The organism is Lysinibacillus sp. NPDC093712 (genome assembly GCF_050280025.1).
In the GTDB taxonomy this organism is placed as follows: Bacteria; Bacillota; Bacilli; order Bacillales_A; family Planococcaceae; genus Lysinibacillus.
Genome location: NZ_JBNNUU010000003.1, coordinates 355,538 through 380,362, shown reverse-complemented (window position 1 = coordinate 380,362; position 24,825 = coordinate 355,538). Strand labels below are relative to the sequence as shown.

Sequence of the window (24,825 nt, the reverse complement as noted above, 5' to 3'; positions counted from 1 at the left end):
TTGAGTTTTTTTACTAGAACGAGGTTTTCCAATGAAACAATACTTAAAACGATATGCTCAAAATTTTGATTATCCATTATTTTTTACTGTCTTGTTGTTAAGTTTATTTGGGTTAGTGATGATTTATAGTTCGAGTATGATGGTTGCAATTGTACAAAAGGAACAAGCACCTGACTATTTTTATCAAAAACAACTAATTAATTTAGCTGTTGCGTCTTTAGGTTTTTTGGTTGCAGCATTTTTCCCTTATAAGCATTATGCAAATAAGAATATTATGTTGTTACTTACGATTGTATTAATCGTTCTCTTTACATGGGTAAAAGTAGCGGGTAATGGGGCAGAGGAAGTAGGGTCTCAAAGTTGGATTCATGTACCGGGATTCGGGAATTTTCAGCCTTCTGAATATGCGAAACTATTTATAATTTTATATTTTGCAGCAGCATTTTATCGAAAATCTCAAAAATATACATTTGAAAAGCTACAACCAACAGAAATTTTTTATCCGATTTTCCTATGGATACTTGTTGTTACTGGTGTGGCCTTTGAAACAGATTTGGGTGCTGTCATTATTTTATGTGGCATTGCAGTATCCGTTGTAGCGGCAAGTGGTATTCCTTTTAAAACGTTTTGGAAGTTTTTTGGCTTATTAGGTGCATTCGGTGCAGCCATTCTTGGTATGCTTTGGCTCTTTAAGGGCGAACTATTAAAAGGGAACCGTAAAGGACGTATCGAGTCTTATTTTAATCCGTTTGATTATGAAAACGGGGTAGGTCACCAAGTTGTCAATAGTTATTATGCAATTGGCGGTGGTGGTTTAGAAGGTCGAGGGCTCGGTCAATCTATTCAAAAATTAGGATATTTACCTGAACCACAAACCGATTTTATTATGGCAATAGTTATGGAGGAACTTGGTGTATGGGGCGTGCTAATCGTCTTAGGTGGGTTAGGATTTATAGTATATAAAGGTTTTTCTATCGCATTACGAACTAAAGACCCGCTAGCACGTATGATAGCGGCTGGGATTGCTAGCTGGATAGCTTGGCAATCGTTTATTAATCTTGGGGGTGTAACCGGGTTAATCCCGTTAACCGGTGTCACGCTGCCTTTCATTAGTTATGGCGGGACATCTATAATTTTGCTATCTTTAGCTATGGGAATATTGATTAATGTTTCCATGTTCGAAAGGGTAGAAAGAAAGAAATCACAAACATAAGGGGGATACCTATGGAATCAATCAACAAAATCCTTGTAGCCAATCGGGGAGAAATTGCAATTCGAATTTTCCGTGCGTGTACGGAGCTCAACATTAACACTGTCGCTATATATTCACGTGAAGACAGTGGGGCATTCCATCGCTTTAAAGCAGATGAGGCTTATTTAGTAGGGGCAGGCAAGAAGCCCATCGATGCGTATTTAGATATTGAGGGCATCATTGCAATCGCTAAGGATGCAGGCGTTGATGCGATTCATCCAGGGTATGGTTTTTTATCAGAAAACGTGGATTTTGCACGTCGTTGTGAGGAAGAGGGAATTTTATTCATTGGCCCAACTTCACAGCATTTAGATATGTTTGGTGATAAGGTAAAAGCACGTGAACAAGCTATTAACGCAAATATTCCTGTCATTCCAGGTACAGATGGTCCAGTTGCTTCTGTAGAAGAAGTACAAGCTTTTGGTGAAGAACATGGATATCCGCTCATGATTAAGGCTTCCTTAGGTGGCGGCGGGCGCGGAATGCGTGTGGTACAAACAAAGGATGACGTTGCGTCTGCTTTTGAACGTGCTAAATCAGAGGCAAAAGCAGCTTTTGGTTCGGATGAAGTATATGTAGAAAAGTGCATTCTCCAACCAAAGCATATTGAAGTACAAATTATAGGCGATAAAATGGGCAATATTGTGCATTTGTATGAGCGTGATTGCTCAATCCAACGCCGTCATCAAAAGGTTGTAGAAATCGCGCCATCAAATTCGATTTCAGAAAATTTAAGAAATAAAATTTGTGATGCCGCGGTTCATTTAATGGAAAATGTCTCGTACATAAATGCAGGGACAGTGGAATTTTTAGTTGCAGGCGATGATTTCTATTTCATCGAGGTTAACCCTCGTATTCAAGTAGAACATACAATTACGGAAATGATTACAGGTATCGATATTGTACATGCACAAATTAAAGTAGCGGCAGGCTACAGCTTGCATAGCGAGGAAATTCATATTCCACAACAAGCGGATATTCCGATGATTGGTTATGCAATCCAATCACGTGTTACAACAGAAGACCCAGCTAATGACTTTATGCCGGATACAGGAAAGTTAATGGTATATCGCTCAAGTGGTGGTTTTGGTGTTCGTTTAGATGCCGGTAATGGTTTCCAAGGTGCTGTTGTAACACCGTACTATGATTCATTGCTCGTGAAAATTTCAACTTCCGGTATGACGTTTAAAGAAGCCGCTGCGAAAATGGACCGAAACTTAAAAGAATTCCGTATTCGTGGGGTAAAAACAAATATTCCGTTTTTAAATAATGTAGTAACCCATAAAAATTTTATAGAAGGTACGTTTGATACAAGTTTTATCGATACAACGCCTGAATTATTTAACTTCCCTGTACGCCAAGACCGTGGAACAAAACTGCTAAGCTATATCGGTAATGTAACGTTAAATGGCTTCCCAGGGGTGGAAAATAAAGCGAAGCCAATTTTTGCTCAGCCTATTAAGCCACTAGTAGATTTGAATGGACAGCCACTGTCTGGTACAAAACAAATTTTAGATGAACAAGGTGCAGATGGGCTGACAAAATGGATTTTAGAACAGCAAGATGTGTTATTAACGGATACAACGTTCCGTGATGCACATCAATCCTTACTGGCAACACGTGTACGTTCTCAAGATATGTACCAAATTGCAGATGAAACAGCACGTATGATGCATAATTTCTTCTCACTAGAAATGTGGGGAGGCGCAACGTTTGACGTAGCTTATCGCTTCTTAAAAGAAGATCCATGGGAGCGTTTAGCGAAGCTACGTGCGCAAATACCTAATGTACTATTCCAAATGTTGCTACGTGGGGCAAACGCTGTAGGTTATACGAACTATCCAGATAATTTAATTCGTGAGTTTATCGCTGAGTCAGCTGCATCTGGCATTGACGTATTCCGTATTTTCGATAGCTTAAACTGGATTAAAGGTATGGAAGTAGCTATTGATGCGGCAAGAGATGCAGGAAAAATTGCTGAAGCTGCGATTTGCTACACAGGAGATATTTTAGATGATGGACGTGCGAAATACTCTGTGCAGTATTACAAAGATATGGCGAAGTCTTTAGAGGCGTCAGGAGCCCATATTTTAGCGATTAAGGATATGGCTGGGCTATTAAAGCCGGAAGCTGCATATCGCTTAATTTCGGAGTTAAAAGAAGCGACAAGCCTACCTATTCATTTGCACACGCATGATACAAGTGGCAATGGTATTTATTTATATGCAAAAGCGATTGAAGCAGGGGTAGATATTTTAGATACAGCACTCGGCGCAATGGCAGGCTTAACGTCACAGCCAAGTGCAAACTCACTGTACTATGCCATGAAGGGTAGCCAACGTGAAATTCGTGCCGATATTGAATCGCTTGAAAAACTTTCATATTACTGGGAGGATGTTCGTAAATACTATAAAGATTTCGAGAGCGGTATGATCAGCCCGCATTCTGAAATTTATGTCCATGAAATGCCAGGTGGACAGTACAGTAACTTGCAGCAGCAAGCTAAGGCTGTTGGACTTGGCGATCGTTGGGATGAAGTAAAACGAATGTACTCACGTGTAAACTTATTATTTGGAGACATCGTGAAAGTAACGCCATCCTCGAAGGTGGTTGGTGATATGGCTTTATTCATGGTGCAAAATGATTTGAATGAAGAAACGGTTATTTCAAGAGGGCAAACAATTGATTTCCCAGATTCAGTTATTGAATTATTCCAAGGATATATAGGGCAACCACACGGCGGCTTCCCTGAGGAGCTTCAAAAAGTAGTATTGAAAGAGCGGGAGCCAATTACTGTTCGTCCAGGTGAGCTGTTACAGCCAGTAAACTTTGAACAGCTCGAGGAAGTATTGGCGGACAAATTAAATCGTCCTGTTACGAAGAAGGACATACTTGCCTATGCACTGTACCCTAAAGTATTTGAAGAGTATGCTAAAACTGTAGAGTCATTTGGTAATATTTCAGTTTTAGACACACCTACGTTCTTATATGGATTAAAGCTAGGCCAAGAAATTGAAGTAGAAATTGAAAAAGGTAAAACGTTAATTATTAAACTTGTATCGATTGGTGAGCCACAGCATGATGGTACACGTGTTATGTACTTCGAGTTAAATGGTCAATCACGAGAGCTTGTCATTCAAGATATGACAGTAGAAGTGGATGGCAGCATAGCACTGAAGGCTGACCCAAGCAATCCAAATCAAATTGGGGCGACAATGCCAGGTACTGTTCTGAAGGTCGTAGTATCAAAGGGCAGTCCTGTAAAACGTGGTGACCACTTGTTAATTACCGAAGCCATGAAAATGGAAACCACTGTACAAGCACCAAAAGACGGTATAGTGAAAGAGGTATATGCAATTGCGGGCGATGCCATTTCAACAGGTGACTTATTAATTGAAATTGAATAATTAATTATAGAAGAAGGTTATTAGTTTGCTGCTATTGCATACTAATAACCTTTTTTCTTATAAAAAAGAATAGTAGGAAGTGCTCAAGAAATAATATAGTACAAAACCCTATAAATATAGTTTTAATAGTAAAAAACATTTCACTATTATATAGTAGAAATCCACTTTTTTTGACTTAAGGTATAAGCAGTTTATTGTTTGCTGATGCTGTTGTTGTATTATGTCCAATTTCTTGTCGAAGATTTTATAATCGAAGTAAACAATTAGTCTTTTACTTTGTATCAAAAAAGTAATATAAATTAGCTGTTTCTTAGCAAAGTTCCTGCATGTGGATTTTGTACTTTTCGATGAGGCGTAAGTGTGGTAAATGAAAAAAAGACTCGACAGAGCCGAATCCTTTTCTAAAGTTATTTATTTTTTTCATTATAATTGCTACGTGCTACAAGCATGATCATGTAACAAAGGAGACCAAATAAAAGTGAAATGAACAATGAATGCAATAAAGCTACTGTTAAATTCAATCTAGTAAGGACTACTGACATACCAGCTAAAACTTGTAATATAACTATGATGAAAGCGATAATCCAGCCATAATAAATAACACGTTGTTGTTTGTATTCTTTTATAGCGTGCCAAGTTATGTATGTAATCCAAATGAAAATAATGATAGCTGCAAGTCGATGTCCCATTTGTACCCATTCGTACATATTGTTTGGTGAGGCAAACGGTGTTTCGTTGTAGCAAAATGGCCAGTCTGGGCATACTAAACTAGAATCTGTATGTCGAACGAGTGCCCCTGTATAAACGACCAAATAAGAATAAATTGTGACAGCAATTGTATGCCAACGTAGTTTTTTCCCAATAAATACGTTATCTGCATCAAACTTTCGATCAACTTCAAATACAATCATAGAAAGAATAAGAACGGCAGCAAAAGAAATAAGTGAGATTCCAAAGTGAAGTGCTAGAATGAAGTCTCCTTGTCCCCATAATACTTGAGCTGCTCCAATTAGTGCCTGTGCGATTAAGAAGAACATTGATAAAAAACCTAAAAATTTTACTTCCCGAATATGCCCAAGTTTCCGCCATGTCCAAATTGTTAAGACAAGAATTGAAATGGATACGACTCCTGTTACAAGGCGATGCGAGAATTCGATTAATACTTCTGTTGTAATTTCTTTTGGGATAAGAGATCCATTACAATCCGGCCAGTTTCTACCGCAGCCTAAGCCACTATCTGTTTTCGTAACGAGTGCCCCGCCTAGTAAAATAAGGAGCATTCCCACTGTAGCGGCAACAGCAAACCACTTCATATACCTGTTGTGTTGCATAAAATGAGTCACCTACTTTATCTATCAATATTACATGAAAGTAATGTTTCTGCTACTAGATGATATCTAAAATACGTTTAAAAAACAACTTGTAAGGAGTAGGTAGTTTTAGATGTTGATTCCATTTCACAAATTGTTCATAATTTCGTGCTTTAACCTTCACAATTCATTTTAGAAAATGATTTACTATAGATATGTTGTTTTTAATTATATTTCTAGACAAAGCTAATTTTTACAACTTCATCTAAATTTCACTAAACGTCTAGAAATCAATCGCAAATTTCGCTATAGTTATTGTTAGCGGAATATGCTTACAAAAATGAAAGGAGAGGTAACATGTCAAACGGTCGTACGTTTTCAGCTACTAGAAATACTGATCCAGGAACTTCATCCGTTGTAAAAGATTTCTTAGCACTGATAAAAATTGGAATCGTTAACTCGAATCTTGTCACAACGTTTACAGGGATGTGGCTAGCATTTCAATTTACTGGTAGACATTTCTTGCAAGAGCTTGATGTTATAGTTTGTATCATGCTTGGTGCTGCATTAATTATTGGCGGTTCTGGTGCAATGAATAATTTCATTGATCGAGATATTGACCCTATAATGAAACGCACAAAGTCAAGACCGACAGTGACAGGTAGATTTAAGCTGAATTTTGTATTGACCATTGCCCTCTCATTTTTAATTGTAGGTGAAATTTTGTTATTTACGGCATCATTTGCGGCCGGCATGTGGGGACTAGTTGGAATATTCGCTTATGTTGTTCTATATTCAATGTGGTCAAAGAGGAAGCATGTTAGTAACACGATTGTTGGAAGTATTTCAGGGGCGATTCCACCAGTAATTGGTTTTGCAGCAGTTGAACCTGCACTTGGCCCAGGAGCACTTGCCCTATTTCTTATCATGTTTGTTTGGCAGCCACCACATTTTTATGCGCTTGCCATGAAACGTACTGAAGAATATCGTGCAGCTAATATTCCAATGCTACCAGTTGTAAAAGGTTTTAAACGAACAAAGTACTCAATGTTATTCTGGATTCTTTTATTATTACCGTTACCGTTCCTTTTACCTGAGCTTGGAGTTGGATTCTTAGTGCTTGCGACTACTTTGAACGTAGGCTGGTTATTATTAGCTTTAAAGGGCTTTACCACAAAAGACGATATGAAGTGGGCAAATAAAATGTTTATTTATTCATTGAATCATATGACCATATTATTTGTGGCTATCATAATATTTGCGGTATTCAGCTAATTTGGAATTCTTTCTTTCACAAGAATTCATATAGATAGAACCAATGTCCTAGGTACACATGAAAATACAACAAAGAAAGAGGGGTTTAATTAAGCTATGATGAAAGGGCTTAAAAAGTGGCGTCTTTTTTCACTTCTAGCAGTGATGATGGTTTTCCTTTCTGGTTGTGGTGAAGAGTATATTTCTGCACTGAAACCGTCTGGTCAAGTAGGTAAAGAACAATTCAACCTATTAATGTTGGCTACTGGAATTATGACGTTAGTTGTAGTAATAGTATCTGTAATCTATTTACTTGCATTCTTAAAATTCCGCCGATCAAAAGTAGGCGAAAACGTTATTCCTAAGCAAGTGGAAGGTAGTCACACACTTGAAGTAATTTGGACAGTTATTCCAATTATTTTATTATTAATCTTAGCTGTACCGGTTGTTACTGCTACTTATAAATTTGCAGATGTTGCTGCAATGGACGAAGTAGATGCTGAAGGTAATAAAACTGCCCTAACAGTAAATGTAACTGCAAAACTATACTGGTGGGAGTTTGAATATCCAAACCAAGGGATTGTAACAGCACAAGAATTAGTTGTACCAACAGGTCAAAAAGTTTACTTTAACTTAAAAGCTGCTGATGTTAAGCACTCATTCTGGATTCCCGCGATTGGCGGTAAAATGGATACTAACGTAGAGAACTTAAACAAATTCTATTTAGTATTCGATAAAGAATCAGCAGATCTTAAAGATGGCGTATTCTATGGTAAATGTGCTGAGCTATGTGGCCCTTCACACGCACTAATGGACTTTAAGGTAAAAACAGTTAGCCCAGATGCATTCGATGCTTGGGTAGCTAGCATGAAAGCAACTGAAGGACAAACTGCTTCAAAAGATTCAACTGATCTTGGTGAAGCTACATTTGCTAACAGCTGTTTAGCTTGTCACGCTGTATCTGGCGTAGGTGGTACTGGTGGAGTAGGTCCTAACTTAACTACATTCGGTGACCGTAACCGTGTTGCAGGTTTCTTAGAACATACTGAAGAAAACGTACAAGCATGGATTAAAAACCCAGGTGATTTTAAACCAGGTAACTTAATGATGAATCCAGATGGTACTGCACCAATCTATGGCGATTTATCTGAAGAAGAAATTCAAGCTCTTGCAACTTACATCATGGGCTTATCAGTAGAGAAATAATTTTTCGTTTTATGTAACAAACTTTGAGGGAGGTAAAAGTTGTGAGCTCATATACACAGAAAAAGGGCTTTGGAGCAGCTGTCTGGGATTACATTACAACTGTTGACCATAAAAAGTTAGCTGTAATGTATTTATTAGCCGGTACATTGTTCTTCGCTATCGCTGGTTTTGAAGCGTTATTAATGCGTATTCAGTTAATGAAACCAAATAACGATTTCGTTTCAGCTGGTTTTTTCAATGAATTATTAACGATGCACGGAACGACAATGTTATTCCTTGCCGCGACTCCATTACTATTCGCATTTATGAACATGCTTGTACCATTACAAATTGGTGCACGTGACGTTGCATTCCCGTTCCTTAACTCTTTAGGGTTCTGGTTGTTCTTCCTAGGTGCTGTATTCCTTCACCTATCATTCTTTATGGGTGGCGCACCTGATGCGGGCTGGACATCTTATGCATCATTATCTTTATATTCTCCAGGACATGGTATCGACTTCTATGTACTTGGTTTACAAATTTCAGGGGCGGGTACGTTAATTTCAGGTCTTAACTTTATCGTAACGATTATTACAATGCGTGCTCCTGGTATGACATTTATGCGTATGCCATTATTCACTTGGACTGCTCTAGTATCAAGTGCGTTAATCTTATTCGCATTCCCTCCATTAACTATTGGTTTATTAATGATGTTATTTGACCGTATGTTCGGTGGTAACTTCTTTGACCATACAATGGGTGGTAACACAGTAATTTGGGAACACTTATTCTGGATCTTCGGACACCCAGAAGTTTACATTTTAGTATTACCTGCTTTCGGTTTATTCTCGGAGATTATCCCAGCATTCTCTCGTAAGCGTCTATTCGGATACTCTTCAATGGTATTCGCAACAATTTTAATTGGTTTCCTAGGCTTCATGGTTTGGGCTCACCACATGTTCACAACTGGTCTTGGGCCAACTGCGAACGCAATTTTCGCTGTTGCGACAATGGCAATTGCCGTTCCAACAGGTATGAAAGTATTCAACTGGATCTTAACTATTTGGGGCGGATCGATTAAAGTTACTACACCAATGCTTTATGCACTTGGTTTTATCCCGTCATTCGTTGCGGGTGGTGTTACTGGGGTAATGCAAGCAGCTGCTCCACTTGACTACCAATTACACGATTCTTACTTTATCGTTGCTCACTTCCACTACGTAATCGTAGGTGGTATCGTACTTGCTTTATTCGGTTCAGCGCACTTCTACTGGCCAATTTTCTTCAACCGTATGTTAAACGAAGCGCTTGGTAAATTGACTTTCTGGGTATTCTTTATCGGATTCCATTTAACATTCTTCGTACAACACTTCTTAGGTTTAATGGGTATGCCACGTCGCGTATTCACTTACATGGAAGGTCAAGGTTGGGATCAGTTCAACTATATTTCTACAATCGGTGCATTGATGATGGGTGTAGGGGTTATCTTAATGGTAATTAACTGCTTAATGTCTATCAAAGGTAAACCGGCAGGTCGTGATCCATGGGGCGATGGTCGTACTTTAGAATGGTCAATTCCACAACCAATTCCATTCTATAATTTCCGTCAAACACCACTTGTTCGTGGTCTAGATCCATGGTGGATTGAAAAGCAAGAAGGTAATAATGATGTTACATTTGCTGAGCCAATAGGTGATATTCATATGCCAAACAACTCTGCAATTCCATTCGTTATTTCTTTAGGTATGTTTATCGCAGCATTCGGTGCTCTTTATAATCCAGATGCAGATAAACCATGGTCAATTTATGTATTAATTATTGGTCTTGCTATTACATTTGGTGCTATGATTTTCCGTTCTGTTAAGGACGATCACGGCTTCCACTTACACAAAGAAGACATTATTGAAATTGAAGAACAACTTTACGGTAAAGGAGGAAATAAATAATGGATATCAATACTAAATTTACTCCTCATACTTGGCCAGATCATCCTGAACAAGCAACGATGGAAGGTAAAAATAAAGTCGTTGGTTTCTGGATTTTCCTTGCCTGTGAAGTTGTACTTTTCGCAAGTTTATTTGCAACTTACTTAGCACTTAAGAACAAAGGGCCAGCTGGCATGGAGTTCACAACACAAGGTTTATTTGAATTACCGTTAGCATTTGCAATGACGATGTTACTATTAACATCTTCATTGACTTCTGTGTATGCGATTTACCATATGCGTAACTTTAATTACAAAGGTATGCAAACTTGGTTAGCAATCACGTTACTTTTAGGTCTTGGTTTCCTTGCCCTAGAAATTTATGAGTTCCAACACTATGTGCACCTTGGTTTCACTTTTAACCAATCTGCATTCGCAACTTCGTTCTATACGCTAGTAGGTACACACGGTTTCCACGTAACTTTAGGTTTAGTATGGATTACAACATTACTTATCCGTAACGCTAAACGTGGACTTAACTTGTACAATGCGCCTAAATTCTTTGTGGCTGCATTATACTGGCACTTTATCGACGTTGTTTGGGTATTTATCTTTACAGTAGTATACTTGATGGGAGTGATCGGATAATATGTCATCACATGATACACCTCTAGTTGCTAAGTCTCAGGCGCAATTCGAATATGATCGTCATCATAATGCCGTTCATATGCGTAAACAAGTAATCAACTTTGCGATCATGATTTTCTTTACGTTTATCGCGTTCGCAGTAGTTGCAGCTGGTTTTTCTAAATACTTAATAGCACCATTTGTTTTATTGCTTGCTGGCGTTCAAGTTGTTCTTCAACTTTATGCTTTCATGCACTTAGAAGATAAAAAAACACACTTCGGTGGTGTGATTGCATTCTTTATGTGGATGGGCGTATTAATCGCATTTACATTCTTCTTAGCATTTTTAACAATTATTTGGTGGTAATCACCAAAAAGCATGTTCTCTGCTCTTCGCAGAGACGTGCTTTTTTTTGTTTTGCTAATAGAATGTAGTACTGGTAAATTGTTCACCGTTCGTTCATTGCAGTATAGCTGTAAGCGTTTTATAATAGGGGTACTGAGTTTTATTGTCTCTGTATAGTCGTGTCCATTTTTTAAAGTGCTAGCGTTTTAAAAAAACACGATATTCGTTAGAGGCGTGACTTTATTTTGCAAAAGTTTGTTTCCAAGATAAGTAAAACATTTTGGTGTGCATCACTCGCTTAAGGCGTTAGGAATGTATGCTGGAAAAAGTTAAAGGAGCGCGTATTGTATGCCACTTAGTATATTTGGTTTCCAAGCTTTATGGAGCCCGTATTTAATAGGAGTTCTCGTTTTTATAACCGCGATTTACTTTTTAGTGACAACGAAATGGCGTAAAGATTTTAAAGTAAGTGAGCCATTGAAAAAAAGTGAGGCAATTTATTTTGTATTGGCAATGATTACGATTTATATTATTAAAGGGTCTCCGATTGATTTAATGGCCCATATTATGTTTACGATGCATATGGTGCAAATGGCTATTCTTTTATTGCTTGTGCCAATTTTCTTAATTAAAGGTATTCCATGGTGGGTGTGGAAGGTTGCAATTGAAGCGCCTGTTGTCAAACCTTTATTTAAAGTGTTAACATTACCAGTGGTTGCGATATTTGTTTTTATAGGTTTATTTTCTATCTACCATTTACCATCAGTATTAGACTACATTAAATTAAACGAAACATTACATGGTACTTATACATTTGTATTATTTGTTTCTGCTGTTTTAATGTACTGGCCTCTAATTCAAAAAATACCAGATAGTGCTGAAATGAAACCTTTGCATAAATTAGCGTATATTATTGCCAATGCGGTTTTAATTACTCCTGCATGTGCTTTAATCATTTTTGCGCCTAATGCTATGTATGAAACATATACGAGTGGTGAAGCTTGGCTCAAAGCAATGGAGCTATGTGTACCAGCCTCAACTTTATCGGGCTTGTCTTTATCTGGACCAGAGTTATTTACAGATATGAAGCCTGTTGCGGATCAGCAACTTGGTGGTGTTCTTATGAAAATATTACAAGAGATTATTTTTGGTGTTTTAATCGGCGCTATTTTTACAAAATGGTATCGTTCTGAGCAAAAGGACCCTGATAAAATTACTGCCGATGCATTAAAAGAACACCAACAGAAATGGGAAAGAGAACATCAACATCAGCTGTAATAATTGAAATTTATTTTGTATAAGGAGTTTTGTGAATGGAATTGCAAATTTTGCCTACTATTAGTACATCATTTATTGTAATAAGTGCTGTACTTGTAGCAATTGGTTGGGGCTTAATTATAAAGGGAAAAGTAGAAGCACATAAAAAGGTTATGTTAGCTGCTGGTGTTGCTGCACTTTGCTTCTTTATCATCTACGCTTCACGTACGGTCTTTATTGGTAATACAGCTTTTGGTGGCGGTGAGGATTTAAAACCTTACTATACATTCTTTTTAATATTCCACATTACATTAGCAACAGCTGGAGCCGTATTTGGACTAGTTAGTATTATTTCAGGTTTAAAAACGAACATTAAGCTTCATAAGCGAATTGGACCAATAACTAGTATTATCTGGTTCTTTGTAGCAGTAACAGGTGTTATGGTGTACATGTTATTGTATATACTATTTGAGCCAGGTGAAACAACATCTGTTATTAAAGCGATTTTAGGATTTTAACAAAAAAATCTCCCTCCTTACTCTTGAGAAGGTGGGAGATTTTTTATAGAAGACTGATTAAATAAAGAAAGAGCAACGACAACGAGTAATGGACCGATTAAAATGCCTAGAAAACCAAATACTTTAAAGCCGATAAACATCGCGATAAAAGTGGAGAGCGAAGAAAGACCAATTTTATCACCAATAATTTTAGGCTCAATCATACGACGTATTAAGAAAAGTACGATTGTCAGCACAACTAAGGCAATAGCAAAGACATAATCACCAGTAAATGCTTTGTAAATTGCCCACGGTAACAGTAAAATAAATGAGTCTAAAAACGGAATAACATCTAATAATACAATTAAAAGTGCTAATATAAACGGAAAAGGCGTTTTTAATAAAAAAAACGATATTAAGGCTACGGCAAATATACAAATTCCAACAAGTAATTGAGCTTTAATAAAGCCGAATAATGCAACTTTAACACGCTCTCCGATAAAAAGTATTTTTTGATGGTAATGAAAAGGGATAGGTGCCAATAGTCTCTGGTTAATCGATGGTAAATCTAAAAGAAGCATATATAACACAATCCAATAAACGAAAATATCAAATAAAAGTGATGGTAAATGGGAAAGTAACGACGACCAATCATTAATATTTGTTAAAGAAAGTGCAACTTTTTCAATGGAAGATAACCCTCGTTCAATCATTAATTGAATTTGTGTCACAAGATCTAATGGCAAATGATACGTATAATTAGCTAGCTTGGATTGAATTTGAATCCATAGGGCTGATAATTGGTTGAGATAATCTGGAATATGAATAATAAATGACGAAAACTGTTTCCAGCTTATATAGCCTAAGAGAATACATAGTAGTAATGTTATGCAAAAAAAGAAGGCTAAAAAAATGGAGACAATGATTTTACGCTTTTTTCGAAAACGTTTGCTCATTCGAATAATAAGAGGCTCTAATAATAGTGCGGTTACATAGGCAAGAAGTATAGGAAAAGATAAGGATAAAAACCATAGTATAATTAATCCTATGGCGATGACAATTATAGGATGACGGAAAAAGGGTCTTTTAAAAAATTGTATCAAGTATCTCACCTACATCATTTGAAAGATATAGTTAGTATGAGGAGAAATCATTTTTTTACTCAAAATAAAAAAGACTGGACCACCAGTCTTTTCTTGATAATCATACATATAAATTCTTATGACATGCTTGCATTTTAGAACAACAAGTAAACATGAACTTGTTGTTGCATTAATACCATCGTTTTTGGTCATTAATATGCAAAGACATTGGCTTTACGTTGTTGCTAAAGCGCTAATTATGCGTTAACAGTTTCCAACGCTTTTTTGTTAGAAGGAGACTCAACTACGAATGCTTCTAAGTCTAATCTTACTTTTTTTAAGATTTCATCACATTTTTTTACAAGATGAGCTGGGAAAACTTCATCGTCACCATACTCAACACCATGTGGATAGTAGTATTTACCAAGAGCTGGTTTCATTAATGTTAAGACAGCATCATGTGCACCTACATCACCAGATTGCGCATATGCGAATACGCGTAGGTAGTAACGGCCTTCACGAGTATCGAAACGACGGTCGAAAGTCATGCGTTCGTAATCCCAAGCACCATCACATTCTAAACCATTATTTTTCATAATGTTTTCAATCAGTTCTTGGTCAGCTGTTAAATTCTCAAGGTTAGTATTCTCAAAATACATCTAATAATCCTCCTTTAGCTTTTCGTACAAAGTATACGCTCATTTTTATAATAGAGCATATTCGACATTGTTGCAATGACAACATTGTGTCAACACGTTTACAATTGATATAATAACTTACAATAATGGGGAAGAAAGGGGTCGTGTATGAAAGCTTTATTTCGCATTTTAATTGCTTGTGCAACGATTGCGTTTATCGGCTTTATGTTCTTTAATACGCCTAAGGAAAATGAGCCACTTGAAGGACCAAATGCCAATTCAAATATTATACCGAAAACAGAGTTGGAGCAACCAGAAGTTGGAGCGATGACACGTCCGCAAAGTGGGATGTCGACATTAATTGGTCAAGGCATACAAGTTGTCTTAGAACAATATGGTGAACCAGCAAGGAAAGAGCCTTCATCATTTGGTTACGAATGGTGGATTTATAAAACAAGTGTATCAACATTTTTTATGCTAGGCGTGCAAAATGATGTAGTGACACAAGTATACATAGCGGGTGATAAGCTAGATGCTACACCTTTTAAAATAGGTCAGAAGCGGGACGATATTTACCGAATGACGATTATAGATTATGAAGTAGCTGCCAATGTGGGAGAAAATATTTTCATTTTCTCTATGAGTGAGGAAGATATGCAGACTAGGCTACTAATAAAATTTGATGGACTATTTGCACAGCTTTATATTGATAGAGAAACGAGTGCGCTACAAGGTGTTCGCTTCACTGATAGTGAGACGCTCGTACTACATCAGCCTTATGAAATGATTTATCAAGGTGAGCTAGTTAGTCCGACACCACCGTCCTCGTTTTTACAACAGGATATTAATGAAGCAAGTACTGCACAGCTTGACGATTTAATTAATGTCACGCGCGTTCATCATGATTTAGCTCCATTGGAACTTGATGAAAAACTAGAAGAAGTAGCAAAACTGCACAGTGAAGATATGAAGGTGCAAAATTTTTCTGGTCATGAATCACCAACAAATGGCGATTTAAAGAAACGATTAGACACACATGAAATTGCTTATAGTGATGCGAATGAAAACCTCGCGACAGCTTACTTTGATGCGATTGAGGCAATGCACGGCTGGCTAAATTCACCTGAACATCGCAAAGTAATTTTAAACGATAAATTTTCTGCTGTAGGGTCAGGTGTCTTTTTAAATTACTATACACAAATCTTCCTGGAGCCATCGAAGCAAAAGGATGATAGTGAGGAATCAGTTGAGGATACAGAAGAAGCAGTGCCAGGCACCCAAACAATTCTGAACTTTGCCGGTAGGATATTTTAATAACCGAGTAAAATCCACGCAGACGCCCACGGAAAGCGAAGTGGATTTTTACGAATTTTAGGTATCTCTATATAATTTAATCAGTCTCAAAAGATTGTCTTGATTCATTCAAGCCAATCTTTTTTTGTGCCTAAAACCGGCAAAATTGATTGGCTAATATTTTTCGTATTGGCTAATGGTTTGTAACATTCCACGTTTACAATACCCTACTTAAATGGCATTTGATGGCTCCTGCATTTTTCGTCACACCGTTACAAAAGCCGTCATATGATAGAGAACTGAAAGGAGGAATGAGACATTGCAATTAGCTGAGCTATTGAAAGATTGGCCATGTAGTGTAACTGGTGGATCCATTCGTACAATAATTACTGGTGTAGAGGATTATGCACAATCCGTGAAACCTGGAGATATTTTCATTGTCCGAAAAGGCAAAAAGACATCTGGCAGTCGCTTTGTAAAAGAAGCACTGGCAAGAGGAGCTGCCGCTGTAGTATCCGAGGAAAGTATTGCAATACCATTCAGCGATCAGAATATTCCTTTCGTTTGGGTACCGAATACCGCTTTGTTTTTATCTTATGCAAGTGCAAAACTAGCTGCTTTTCCGGCTGAAGCATTATCGGTTATTGCCATAACGGGAACGAATGGAAAAACAACGGTAAGTCATTTTGTAAGCCATTTACTAAAAGCTTTACATAAAAATGTAGCAGTTATTGGAACAGTAGGCTTCTTCGTTAATGGGCAAAAACAACAAACAGAATATGAGGAATTAACAACATTACAAGCAAAAGAGCTGCATCCTATTTTAAAACAATGTGTTCGTCAAGGTGTTACACATGTTGTTTTAGAAGCTTCCTCAATGGGATTGCAACAGCATAGACTTGATCATTGCGATATTGATTGTGGGGTATTTTTAAATTTATCAGAGGATCATTTGGAAGACCATGGGGGACTGGAAGCGTATAAACGTGCTAAAAAGAGGCTAGCAGATTTATCAAAAAAAATTGTGTTAAATGGAGACGATAATTTTTGCCGCTCTGTTGGTATTTACGACAAGAAAAAATCATGCTCATTCGGTTTTGACAATCACAATGACTTACATATCCAGATTGTGAGTGAAACTATTGGAAAAACAGTACTATGTTTGCAAACGACAACGAGTGAGCACATTATTGCTATTCCTTTTGTTGGTAAGTATCATGTGCAAAATGCAGTAGCTGCATTAATGGCTGTGTGGCGTTTAGGCTTCTCTATTGATGAACTAGCTGAGCATATGTGGGGACTTAAATTACCTGAAGGTAGACTGGAGCGAATAGAAAACCCACTTAGTATTGATGTGTACGTAGATTATGCACATACGGCAGAGGCATTGCAGGCAGTGTTACAAACTTTTGATAGTAAGAAGACCATCTACCTAGTGTTTAGCTGCGGTGGCAATAGAGATAAGGCGAAACGTTTTGAAATGGGTGCTGTGGCAAGCAAGTATGCAGATGTTATTTTCTTAACGACTGATAACCCTCGTGATGAAGATCCTATATTAATTAATGAAAGTATTATTGCTGGTTTCTCAGAGCAGCAATATTATGAAATTTTTTTAGACCGTAAAATTGCGATTCATCAGGCATTGGCAAAAGCGCAAAAAGGAGATATTGTGCTTGTTGCCGGAAAAGGGCATGAACAAACACAGCAAATAAAAAATCAAAAATTCCCTTTTTCCGATCAACAATGTATTAAAGATTATTTTTCCTCTGTTATGACTGACGGCGCTGAATAACAAAGAACGAAGCGGTGGCAATTGCCAGTTTACGACCAGTTTCATCCTCAATGTCACATTCCATTACAAGCGTTTGACGTCCCTTATGAACAAAACGTCCTCGTGCAATTAATTCTTTATTGGTCGTTGTTGCTATATAGGAGACGTTAATATTTGTTGTTACAACATTAAAGCCTGCTGGAACCGAACGCGATGCGAGTCCGCCCATTGCGGCATCTGCAATTGTTGCAATAATTCCTCCATGCGGCACTTTAATGGTATTGTGAATAACGGGCGTAATAGGTATCCGTACCTCACTACTGTCTGGCTCGAAGTTGCCCACCATATGTAAAGCGGCATTGATATAACGGCGATGTATGCCTTGTTGTTTACCGTGAATACCATTTAGCAAGTGTAGTAATACTTCCTCATCCTCCGCTGTACTATGTTGTAAAATAGTAGCGAGTAATTCTTCAATTTGTCCTTTAGTTGATGTTACCAATTTTAAAACTCCTTCTTTTAGAAATATCATTAATGTAAAATTACCACAAAATCTGTTATGATGGATATTAGATTGGGGGAATTAAAATGATGATAACCTCTGAATGGGCAATCATTTTAGATGAGGCCGATGCGCTTTGCGAAATGATTCTTTCCTCCGAGCCTGCGAATGCGCTAAGGTTAGCGTATAATGCTGTTTATAGCGATAGTGAGTTAGTTGAAGCTATATATGCATTTGGTCGCATGAAGGAGCAATACGAAGATGTACAACGTTTCGGAAAATATCATCCGGATTATCATACAATTATGAAATCGATTCGTCAGCAAAAGCGCTCACTCGATTTAAATGAAAAAATTTCAGCATTAAAGTTAGCTGAAAATGATTTTCAAGATTTACTAGATGAAATAAGCTTGCTTATTGGGAAAACTGTATCTGAAGCAGTAAAAGTACCAGTAAGTAATCCATTTTTCGCATCCAATTCTTCATGTGGAAGCGGTTGTGGCTCAGGTGGCTCTTGCTCCTGTTCTGCATAATAGAAATAGTGTCAAAATGACACTGCTACATGTAAAGACACAATACCTCTCGAGGTGTTGTGTCTTTTTTTGTGAAAATTCATAACCTTATTTTAAGTAGGGAAGGAGCATATTTTATATGTAGATGCTACTAGTTGATTGGAGTGAAAGGTGCGACACTCCAGCAGGAACAGCACGAGCTGAAAATCCATTTTTGCGGCATTGCCACAAAAATTAGTTGAAACCGTGCCTGCGGAAAGGGAGCGCCAGGAACCGAAATCAACGTGTCATATTTCTATGTAATAGGTAGAAGCATATCAAAAGGACACTGCTTCTATTTTTTTTGCAATAAAAATTATATAGTAAATATGTAAGTAAAGTTGGGAAAAGGGGGCAATGAAATGAATACATATCGAATTGCTGTTATTCCAGGAGATGGTATTGGTAAAGAAGTAGTACCAGCAGCGATAGAAGTTTTAGACAAGGTAGCACAATTAGATGGAAGCTTTACATTTGAATGGACAACATTTCCATGGGGCTGTGATTATTATTTAGAAACAGGTAAAATGATGCCTGATAACGGCATCGAACTATTAAAGGGCTATGATCAAATCTTTTTAGGGGCAGTAGGAATGCCTGATTTAGTACCCGATCACATTTCCTTGTGGGGGTTATTAATTAAAATTCGTCGTGAAATGAAGCAGTCTATTAATGTACGTCCAGCGAAGCTACTACAAGGCTTAGCATCACCATTACGTAATCCGAATGGCTTTGACTTTGTTGTTGTACGTGAAAACTCAGAAGGGGAGTATTCAGAGAGTGGTGGTCGTATTCATAGCGGACAGGATGAGATTGCCATTCAAAATGCGATCTTTACTAGAAAAGGGACCGAACGTGCGATGCGATATGCCTTTGATATGGCTAAAACTCGTCGTCAGCATGTTACAAGTGCAACAAAATCGAATGGTTTAACTTACAGCATGCCTTTTTGGGATGAGGTATTTGAAGAAGTTGGTAAAGACTATGAAGCAATTGGACAAGCGACCAATCATATTGATGCGTTAGCAGCTTTCCTAGTGATGAAGCCAGAAAACTTTGATGTAATCGTTGCTTCCAATTTATTTGGAGATATTTTAACAGACTTAGGTGGAGCTATTATGGGAAGTATCGGTATTGCTCCAGCAGCTAACTTAAATATTGAACGCGAATATCCTTCTATGTTTGAACCAGTTCATGGCTCCGCGCCAGATATTGCTGGAAAAGGAATTGCTAATCCGCTCGGGCAAATATGGACAGGCAAAATGATGCTTGATTTTTTAGGCTATCAAGAGCTAGGTTCAAAGGTGCTAAATGCAATGGAGGCTACATTGGCGCAAGGTATAAAAACCGGAGATTTAGGGGGAACTGCAACATTACGGGAGGTAACTGATGCAATTTTAGCTCAATTATCTTAATGGCATTTTATAAAAGATAAAGGTAAGAGCATTTACAATAGTTGCTCTTACCTTTATGTCTTCAATCATGTTGTTGTAGTAATTCAACTGCAATATCAGGTCGATCGGTAATAATACCTTTTGCGCCGTTATTAATTAATTTATTCATCGTAACAGCATCGTTGATTGTCCAATAATGGACAGGGATATTCAAGTTACTTAAAAACTGAATAAATTTCGGTGAATCGAGCGATACGACACCTGATTTTGGGGGAATTTGAAATACGTCCACTTTTGGATGATATAAATGTCCGAATTGGCTTGAGAAAGAAGCAAATGCTTTGCGTACATCTGATTCACCTGCACCAAGTGCAACTTGATTTTGTGCATATAAATTAAAACGGTCAATTTGTTCACCATAAAAGCTAGTGACAACGACATGATCCTCTGCATTAAGTTCTTCTATTAATCGCCATAGTTTAGAAGGCATTAAACTACCTTCATACGTATCTGGTGCATCTTTAATATCAATATTGATTAACATATTTGGATAGCATTCTAGTAATTCACGTAGTGTAACAACGTCAACTTTTTTATCCCGATAAGGAAATTCACCTGCTAAATCTTCAAATTGATAGCCATGATTCAATGCGTTTATTTCTGCTAATGTCATTTCTGATACTGACCCATAACCATCAGTTGTTCGTTCTACGGTAGCATCATGGTAAACGATAATTTCTTCGTCTTTTGTTAAGCGAATGTCTATTTCAAAGCCATCTACACCTAACTGTGCAGATTTTTCAAAAGCAAGCATTGTATGCTCAGGTTCTAAATGTGCTCCGCCACGATGTGCGAGAATGATCGGGTGATCAAATTGTAATGCTTGTTTCCCTACACGCTGTTGAGGTTTGGAAATAGCTTTACTACCTGCCCAAGCAGCTGCACTGGCTGCTGCTATTGCAATAGCTATCTTCGTTTTCTTACCCATATTCGTCCTCCTTAACAATCAAATTAATATAAAAGGTGCTGGCGAATTCACTTGCAATGTTCAAGCTAAAGCACTTTTATCTAGCATGAGAGAAAGTAAATCTGTCGATAAACGCGCTATGCTTTACCATTATAACGGAAAAATGAGCGTTCTGTCAGCTAAACTCTGTTGCTATCATTTTCCGGTCTATGGTATGCTTTTATGTAAGAAATGAGGGGAAACTATATGAACGAACGACAAGGGCTAATCGTTTACGTCCATCAATTAAAACATGCGAAATCACTTCGAAAATATGGTCATGTTCATTACATTTCTCGTAAGCAAAAGTACGTAGTATTATATTGCAATCGAGAGGACATTGAAATGATGTCAATAAAATTACAACGCCTTCCATTTGTGAAAGACGTTGTAGAATCTTATCGTCCCTTCGTTAAAACTGAGTTCGAAAATGCAAAGCCAGATAAAGCGAAGGAATACGACTATAAAGCGGGGCTATAACATTAGTTTAATGCTGGAATATAGTGATGAAGTCTCATTATTCCAATTAAGTATTGATAAAATAGTTTTGGCTCCGAAAATATAGAAGAGTGCTTTATTTCTACAACAACCGCTTTTCGACCTAGTTGTTCAATACTTTCTTCGAACATAATTTGACGCTTGGAAGGCTTTTCTTCATTGAATGGAATGCCTTCGCGACAAATATAAATCGGCATGAATTTACTTTCTCCGACTGGTTTTAAAGCGATAGCTAAAGAAGCTACCTTTTTATCTTCTTTTGTAGATGTTAGTATAAAGGCTTGGTGAAAGCGACCTTGATTCGTTTTAATAATTTCAAGTAGTTCATAAACATCGCCATAGCCTTCTCCTAATTCTATAAATTGTTGTGGCATTTAATATTGCACATCCTTTCCAATACACATAGTATCATGCTGCGGGAGGTCAAGCACATGAAATTTGCAGTCAGTTTTTTTTCAATTTTAGTATTAGTCGTATCTGGTGTGTTGTTTTTCCAATATCAGGCCTATTCTTCTGATTTAGAGACAGGAAATGGCGCATTCCATTATTCACAGGAAATCGAGATTGTCTATCGTGAAAATAGTCTAGATATTCGTCACCATTTTAAAAACTTGCCAAATCAAAAGGTGAAAATAAAATGGCCAGAGGATGCAACAAACCCAACATGTTTTATCGATAATGAAAATAGTTGTAATCGTTTATCAGAGGAAGTTTCCTATTTTGAAAAAGGTGAAACTAAATCACAATCCGTTTCATACATAATCCCAATCGAGGGTGGCTTAAAAGATAAAATGCTGCTTCAAAATGTCTTTGCCACGTTAACGAATGGAGAGGTGTCGTATTCTGTCATACATATTTCAACAGATAGTAAAACTGTCGGACAATGGATAACAGGTCTACCTTTAGTAGGTCAGCAACAATTATCACTTGTTAACTATACGATGTTTAGCGGCAATGGCACGGCGAGTGATTTATATTGGCAAGCTGGTGATTTAAAGGCGCAAGAGCAAACTCCTGTCTTAACAATTTATGCACAGCAGGCAATTTCAAAAGATTTCTTAAAATCACTCGAAAATTTAAAGTTCTTAAATGATGAGCATATAGCGATTGTTCAGGAGAAAAATCCTGTTGCTCAACATGACGAACGATTATTATTTTTACCAACGCTAACAGCACAAGCAGTTGAGCAGGAAGTGATTCTTTCGCAAATTCATTCACAATATACTTTTGAAAATTCGCCGGCATGGTTGGCTGAAGTTGTGGCATCCTATTTAGTGAAGGATACGATAGGCTCAGAGAAGACAAAAGAAATTGTGCAGACATTAAAAGACTACATGACAGCGAGCCAACAGTTAGCATGGCAGGAAGCTATGGATAACCTTGGACTAGAACCAATCTCTCCGGTGACAATGGATAAGCTACTTTCAACAGTGTTGAATGGGAAAACTTCTTATTTCCAATTAAATGCAACACTAGAAAATGGTACGTATCCGTTATTAATGGAGGACGAGCGAAGTATTTATGTAGATGGCATTCATAAAAAAGATGTTCATGTTATTTTATATGAAAGTCAAGTATTATACAGTGCCGATACATTACTACCTTACCTAGGATATACAGCGGGAGAAGGGAAGAATGGTTATTATGTAAATAGTGACAATCGAACATTCCGCTTCCCGAAAGAATCTGGATTCTACGTGTTCAATCAACGTAGATATTCCACAATTTCTGATCCAATTATTAAAATTGTTGATCATTATTATGTAGAAGAAGCTTGGCTACAACGACTATTTTTAGTAGAACTACAAAAAAGTGATGGTCGAATTCAAGTTTTAACACAAGAACAAGAATAATTTTTTGCAGCGGAGGAGTTCTTTCGCTGCAAAAATGCTTTCTATTTGTAACAGAAAGTACGGTGAAATACATCTATGAGAGTAGTAGCAGGAGAACGTAAAGGAATGCCACTAAAGGCAGTTACAGGGAGTACAACAAGACCTACAACAGACAAAGTAAAAGAATCCATATTTAATATGATAGGTCCATTTTTTGATGGGGGAACTGCACTAGATTTGTTTGCAGGTAGCGGTGGATTAGGAATTGAGTCGCTCAGTAGAGGTGCAGAACATGCTATCTTTATTGAAAAAGACGCTAAAGCCTATCAGGTATTACAGGAAAATATCAAGAAGTGTCGATATGAAAATTGTTCAGAGCTTTTTCGTATTGATGCAAAGCGTGCTGTGAAAGCGCTATTAAAGCGTGATATTACGTTTAATCTTGTATTTTTAGATCCGCCCTATCACCATAAAGAATACTATGATTTAGTACAGGTGCTTGTGGACCATGATAAAGTACAACACAATGGTATTATTTTATGTGAACATGCAAAAGAAGTAGAATTACCACCTAGTTTTGGTGCTTTTTTATTACAGAGACAAGAAACATATGGCGGAACGATTATTTCGGTCTATCGTTGTGCTGGGGAAGAGGGAGAGTAAGTTGGAGAAAATTGCTGTTGTTCCTGGGAGTTTTGATCCTGTTACATTTGGTCACCTAGATATAATTAAGCGTGCAGCTGATGTTTTTGATATTGTTTATGTTGCGGTTTTAAACAATTCATCAAAGCACCCATTATTTTCTGTAGAAGAACGTATGGCATTGATGGCAGAAGTTACAAAGGAATTGCCGAATGTACGAATTGAAAGCTCTTCAGGTCTCCTTATTGATTATGCTAAAGAAAAGAACGCAAAGGCGATTGTTCGTGGCCTACGAGCAGTTTCGGATTTCGAATACGAAATGCAAATTACTTCAATGAACCGCTTTCTTGATGAAACGATTGAAACATTTTTCATCATGACAAAAAATCAATATTCGTTCTTAAGCTCTAGCATTGTGAAAGAAGTAGCGAAGTATGGAGGCAATGTTCATGAACTTGTTCCGGCTTGCGTGGAACAAGCTTTAAAAGAAAAATACGGTTTTGCTAAATAAAAAATAGAGGATGTATTAATTAAGACATCCTCTTAGAAGACTATAA

General features: G+C 37.4%; 23 protein-coding genes. 17 read left to right on the top strand and 6 right to left on the bottom strand.

Annotation, left to right across the window (positions count from 1 at the left end; all coding sequences use genetic code 11):
- Positions 1-31: 31 nt before the first annotated feature.
- Together ACQKNX_RS14470 and pyc are read left to right on the top strand one after the other, a co-directional pair.
- Positions 32-1,213, top strand: a complete 1,182-nt coding sequence (locus tag ACQKNX_RS14470; RefSeq protein ID WP_427429477.1) for an FtsW/RodA/SpoVE family cell cycle protein — start codon at positions 32-34, stop codon at positions 1,211-1,213.
- Positions 1,214-1,224: 11 nt separating this feature from the next.
- Positions 1,225-4,659: a pyruvate carboxylase gene (pyc, locus tag ACQKNX_RS14465; RefSeq protein WP_427429476.1), complete on the top strand. Its 3,435-nt coding sequence runs from the start codon at positions 1,225-1,227 to the stop codon at positions 4,657-4,659.
- A 407-nt stretch (positions 4,660-5,066) separates the two neighbouring features.
- Here pyc and ACQKNX_RS14460 read toward each other — a convergent pair whose 3' ends face one another.
- Complete coding sequence (locus tag ACQKNX_RS14460) at positions 5,067-5,990, bottom strand: COX15/CtaA family protein (protein ID WP_401009587.1); 924 nt, start codon at positions 5,988-5,990, stop codon at positions 5,067-5,069.
- Between the two features lie 336 nt (positions 5,991-6,326).
- Between ACQKNX_RS14460 and cyoE the strand changes: the two genes are divergently transcribed.
- From cyoE to ACQKNX_RS14425, 7 genes are all read left to right on the top strand, one after another.
- Complete coding sequence (gene cyoE, locus ACQKNX_RS14455; RefSeq protein ID WP_427429475.1) at positions 6,327-7,244, top strand: heme o synthase; 918 nt, start codon at positions 6,327-6,329, stop codon at positions 7,242-7,244.
- A gap of 96 nt (positions 7,245-7,340) precedes the next feature.
- On the top strand, positions 7,341-8,429 hold the full coding sequence (gene coxB, locus ACQKNX_RS14450) for a cytochrome c oxidase subunit II (RefSeq protein WP_340826030.1): 1,089 nt from the start codon (positions 7,341-7,343) through the stop codon (positions 8,427-8,429).
- Between the two features lie 41 nt (positions 8,430-8,470).
- Entirely contained in the window at positions 8,471-10,354 is a 1,884-nt protein-coding gene (ctaD, locus tag ACQKNX_RS14445; protein WP_427429474.1) for a cytochrome c oxidase subunit I, read from the top strand.
- Positions 10,354-10,980, top strand: a complete 627-nt coding sequence (locus tag ACQKNX_RS14440; protein ID WP_340826027.1) for a cytochrome c oxidase subunit 3 — start codon at positions 10,354-10,356, stop codon at positions 10,978-10,980. Before ctaD ends, ACQKNX_RS14440 begins: the two co-directional genes overlap by 1 nt.
- A gap of 1 nt (position 10,981) precedes the next feature.
- Complete coding sequence (locus ACQKNX_RS14435) at positions 10,982-11,326, top strand: cytochrome C oxidase subunit IV family protein (RefSeq protein ID WP_427429473.1); 345 nt, start codon at positions 10,982-10,984, stop codon at positions 11,324-11,326.
- A gap of 327 nt (positions 11,327-11,653) precedes the next feature.
- Positions 11,654-12,583, top strand: coding sequence for a cytochrome c oxidase assembly factor CtaG (ctaG, locus tag ACQKNX_RS14430; RefSeq protein ID WP_427429472.1), 930 nt, complete (start codon positions 11,654-11,656; stop codon positions 12,581-12,583).
- Positions 12,584-12,618: 35 nt separating this feature from the next.
- Entirely contained in the window at positions 12,619-13,080 is a 462-nt protein-coding gene (locus ACQKNX_RS14425) for a DUF420 domain-containing protein (RefSeq protein WP_340826024.1), read from the top strand.
- Between the two features lie 17 nt (positions 13,081-13,097).
- Here the strand turns inward: ACQKNX_RS14425 and ytvI are convergent, their stop codons facing one another.
- Both ytvI and ACQKNX_RS14415 read right to left on the bottom strand, forming a co-directional pair.
- Complete coding sequence (gene ytvI / locus ACQKNX_RS14420; RefSeq protein ID WP_427429471.1) at positions 13,098-14,171, bottom strand: sporulation integral membrane protein YtvI; 1,074 nt, start codon at positions 14,169-14,171, stop codon at positions 13,098-13,100.
- A 227-nt stretch (positions 14,172-14,398) separates the two neighbouring features.
- Positions 14,399-14,800: a YugN family protein gene (locus ACQKNX_RS14415; protein WP_173477879.1), complete on the bottom strand. Its 402-nt coding sequence runs from the start codon at positions 14,798-14,800 to the stop codon at positions 14,399-14,401.
- Between the two features lie 147 nt (positions 14,801-14,947).
- On the opposite strand from ACQKNX_RS14415, the gene ACQKNX_RS14410 reads away from it, so the two are divergent.
- Positions 14,948-16,093 carry a CAP domain-containing protein gene (locus ACQKNX_RS14410; protein ID WP_427429470.1) on the top strand — a complete coding sequence of 382 codons (1,146 nt, stop codon included), beginning with the start codon at positions 14,948-14,950 and terminating at the stop codon, positions 16,091-16,093.
- Positions 16,094-16,391: 298 nt separating this feature from the next.
- Positions 16,392-17,864, top strand: coding sequence for a UDP-N-acetylmuramoyl-L-alanyl-D-glutamate--2,6-diaminopimelate ligase (locus ACQKNX_RS14405; protein WP_427429469.1), 1,473 nt, complete (start codon positions 16,392-16,394; stop codon positions 17,862-17,864).
- On the opposite strand, the gene ACQKNX_RS14400 is transcribed toward ACQKNX_RS14405, so the two are convergent.
- Positions 17,842-18,345, bottom strand: coding sequence for a PaaI family thioesterase (locus ACQKNX_RS14400; protein WP_427429468.1), 504 nt, complete (start codon positions 18,343-18,345; stop codon positions 17,842-17,844). The genes ACQKNX_RS14405 and ACQKNX_RS14400 overlap by 23 nt on opposite strands.
- Positions 18,346-18,431: 86 nt before the next feature.
- On the opposite strand from ACQKNX_RS14400, the gene ACQKNX_RS14395 reads away from it, so the two are divergent.
- Together ACQKNX_RS14395 and ACQKNX_RS14390 are read left to right on the top strand one after the other, a co-directional pair.
- Positions 18,432-18,878, top strand: a complete 447-nt coding sequence (locus tag ACQKNX_RS14395; protein WP_402759314.1) for a YlbF family regulator — start codon at positions 18,432-18,434, stop codon at positions 18,876-18,878.
- Between the two features lie 380 nt (positions 18,879-19,258).
- Positions 19,259-20,311: a tartrate dehydrogenase gene (locus ACQKNX_RS14390; RefSeq protein ID WP_427429467.1), complete on the top strand. Its 1,053-nt coding sequence runs from the start codon at positions 19,259-19,261 to the stop codon at positions 20,309-20,311.
- Positions 20,312-20,372: 61 nt separating this feature from the next.
- On the opposite strand, the gene ACQKNX_RS14385 is transcribed toward ACQKNX_RS14390, so the two are convergent.
- A complete protein-coding gene (locus tag ACQKNX_RS14385; RefSeq protein ID WP_427429466.1) occupies positions 20,373-21,278 on the bottom strand; it encodes a glycerophosphodiester phosphodiesterase in 906 nt (301 codons plus the stop codon).
- A gap of 225 nt (positions 21,279-21,503) precedes the next feature.
- On the opposite strand from ACQKNX_RS14385, the gene ACQKNX_RS14380 reads away from it, so the two are divergent.
- The gene (locus ACQKNX_RS14380; RefSeq protein ID WP_340826014.1) at positions 21,504-21,776 is read left to right on the top strand and encodes a YlbG family protein; all 273 of its coding nucleotides are present in this window, start codon (positions 21,504-21,506) and stop codon (positions 21,774-21,776) included.
- Between the two features lie 2 nt (positions 21,777-21,778).
- Here the strand turns inward: ACQKNX_RS14380 and ACQKNX_RS14375 are convergent, their stop codons facing one another.
- A complete protein-coding gene (locus ACQKNX_RS14375) occupies positions 21,779-22,168 on the bottom strand; it encodes a DUF7147 family protein (protein ID WP_427429465.1) in 390 nt (129 codons plus the stop codon).
- Between the two features lie 57 nt (positions 22,169-22,225).
- On the opposite strand from ACQKNX_RS14375, the gene ACQKNX_RS14370 reads away from it, so the two are divergent.
- The 3 genes from ACQKNX_RS14370 (at position 22,226) to coaD (ending at position 24,779) form a co-directional block, all read left to right on the top strand.
- The gene (locus ACQKNX_RS14370; protein WP_427429464.1) at positions 22,226-23,647 is read left to right on the top strand and encodes an RNA polymerase II; all 1,422 of its coding nucleotides are present in this window, start codon (positions 22,226-22,228) and stop codon (positions 23,645-23,647) included.
- Between the two features lie 75 nt (positions 23,648-23,722).
- A complete protein-coding gene (rsmD, locus tag ACQKNX_RS14365; protein ID WP_427429463.1) occupies positions 23,723-24,289 on the top strand; it encodes a 16S rRNA (guanine(966)-N(2))-methyltransferase RsmD in 567 nt (188 codons plus the stop codon).
- Position 24,290: 1 nt separating this feature from the next.
- A complete protein-coding gene (gene coaD, locus ACQKNX_RS14360) occupies positions 24,291-24,779 on the top strand; it encodes a pantetheine-phosphate adenylyltransferase (RefSeq protein WP_427429462.1) in 489 nt (162 codons plus the stop codon).
- The last annotated feature ends 46 nt before the right edge of the window (positions 24,780-24,825 follow it).

Coding starts and splice junctions, on each gene's coding strand:
- ACQKNX_RS14470 (WP_427429477.1), top strand. CDS start 32: ATGAAACAATACTTAAAACGATATGCTCAAAATTTTGATTATCCATTA.
- ACQKNX_RS14375 (WP_427429465.1), bottom strand. CDS start 22,168: ATGCCACAACAATTTATAGAATTAGGAGAAGGCTATGGCGATGTTTAT.
- rsmD (WP_427429463.1), top strand. CDS start 23,723: ATGAGAGTAGTAGCAGGAGAACGTAAAGGAATGCCACTAAAGGCAGTT.
- cyoE (WP_427429475.1), top strand. CDS start 6,327: ATGTCAAACGGTCGTACGTTTTCAGCTACTAGAAATACTGATCCAGGA.
- ACQKNX_RS14370 (WP_427429464.1), top strand. CDS start 22,226: ATGAAATTTGCAGTCAGTTTTTTTTCAATTTTAGTATTAGTCGTATCT.
- ACQKNX_RS14435 (WP_427429473.1), top strand. CDS start 10,982: ATGTCATCACATGATACACCTCTAGTTGCTAAGTCTCAGGCGCAATTC.
- pyc (WP_427429476.1), top strand. CDS start 1,225: ATGGAATCAATCAACAAAATCCTTGTAGCCAATCGGGGAGAAATTGCA.
- ACQKNX_RS14415 (WP_173477879.1), bottom strand. CDS start 14,800: ATGTATTTTGAGAATACTAACCTTGAGAATTTAACAGCTGACCAAGAA.
- ACQKNX_RS14425 (WP_340826024.1), top strand. CDS start 12,619: ATGGAATTGCAAATTTTGCCTACTATTAGTACATCATTTATTGTAATA.
- coxB (WP_340826030.1), top strand. CDS start 7,341: ATGATGAAAGGGCTTAAAAAGTGGCGTCTTTTTTCACTTCTAGCAGTG.
- ACQKNX_RS14380 (WP_340826014.1), top strand. CDS start 21,504: ATGAACGAACGACAAGGGCTAATCGTTTACGTCCATCAATTAAAACAT.
- ACQKNX_RS14460 (WP_401009587.1), bottom strand. CDS start 5,990: ATGCAACACAACAGGTATATGAAGTGGTTTGCTGTTGCCGCTACAGTG.
- ACQKNX_RS14395 (WP_402759314.1), top strand. CDS start 18,432: ATGATGATAACCTCTGAATGGGCAATCATTTTAGATGAGGCCGATGCG.
- ACQKNX_RS14390 (WP_427429467.1), top strand. CDS start 19,259: ATGAATACATATCGAATTGCTGTTATTCCAGGAGATGGTATTGGTAAA.
- ACQKNX_RS14385 (WP_427429466.1), bottom strand. CDS start 21,278: ATGGGTAAGAAAACGAAGATAGCTATTGCAATAGCAGCAGCCAGTGCA.
- ACQKNX_RS14440 (WP_340826027.1), top strand. CDS start 10,354: ATGGATATCAATACTAAATTTACTCCTCATACTTGGCCAGATCATCCT.
- ctaG (WP_427429472.1), top strand. CDS start 11,654: ATGCCACTTAGTATATTTGGTTTCCAAGCTTTATGGAGCCCGTATTTA.
- ACQKNX_RS14410 (WP_427429470.1), top strand. CDS start 14,948: ATGAAAGCTTTATTTCGCATTTTAATTGCTTGTGCAACGATTGCGTTT.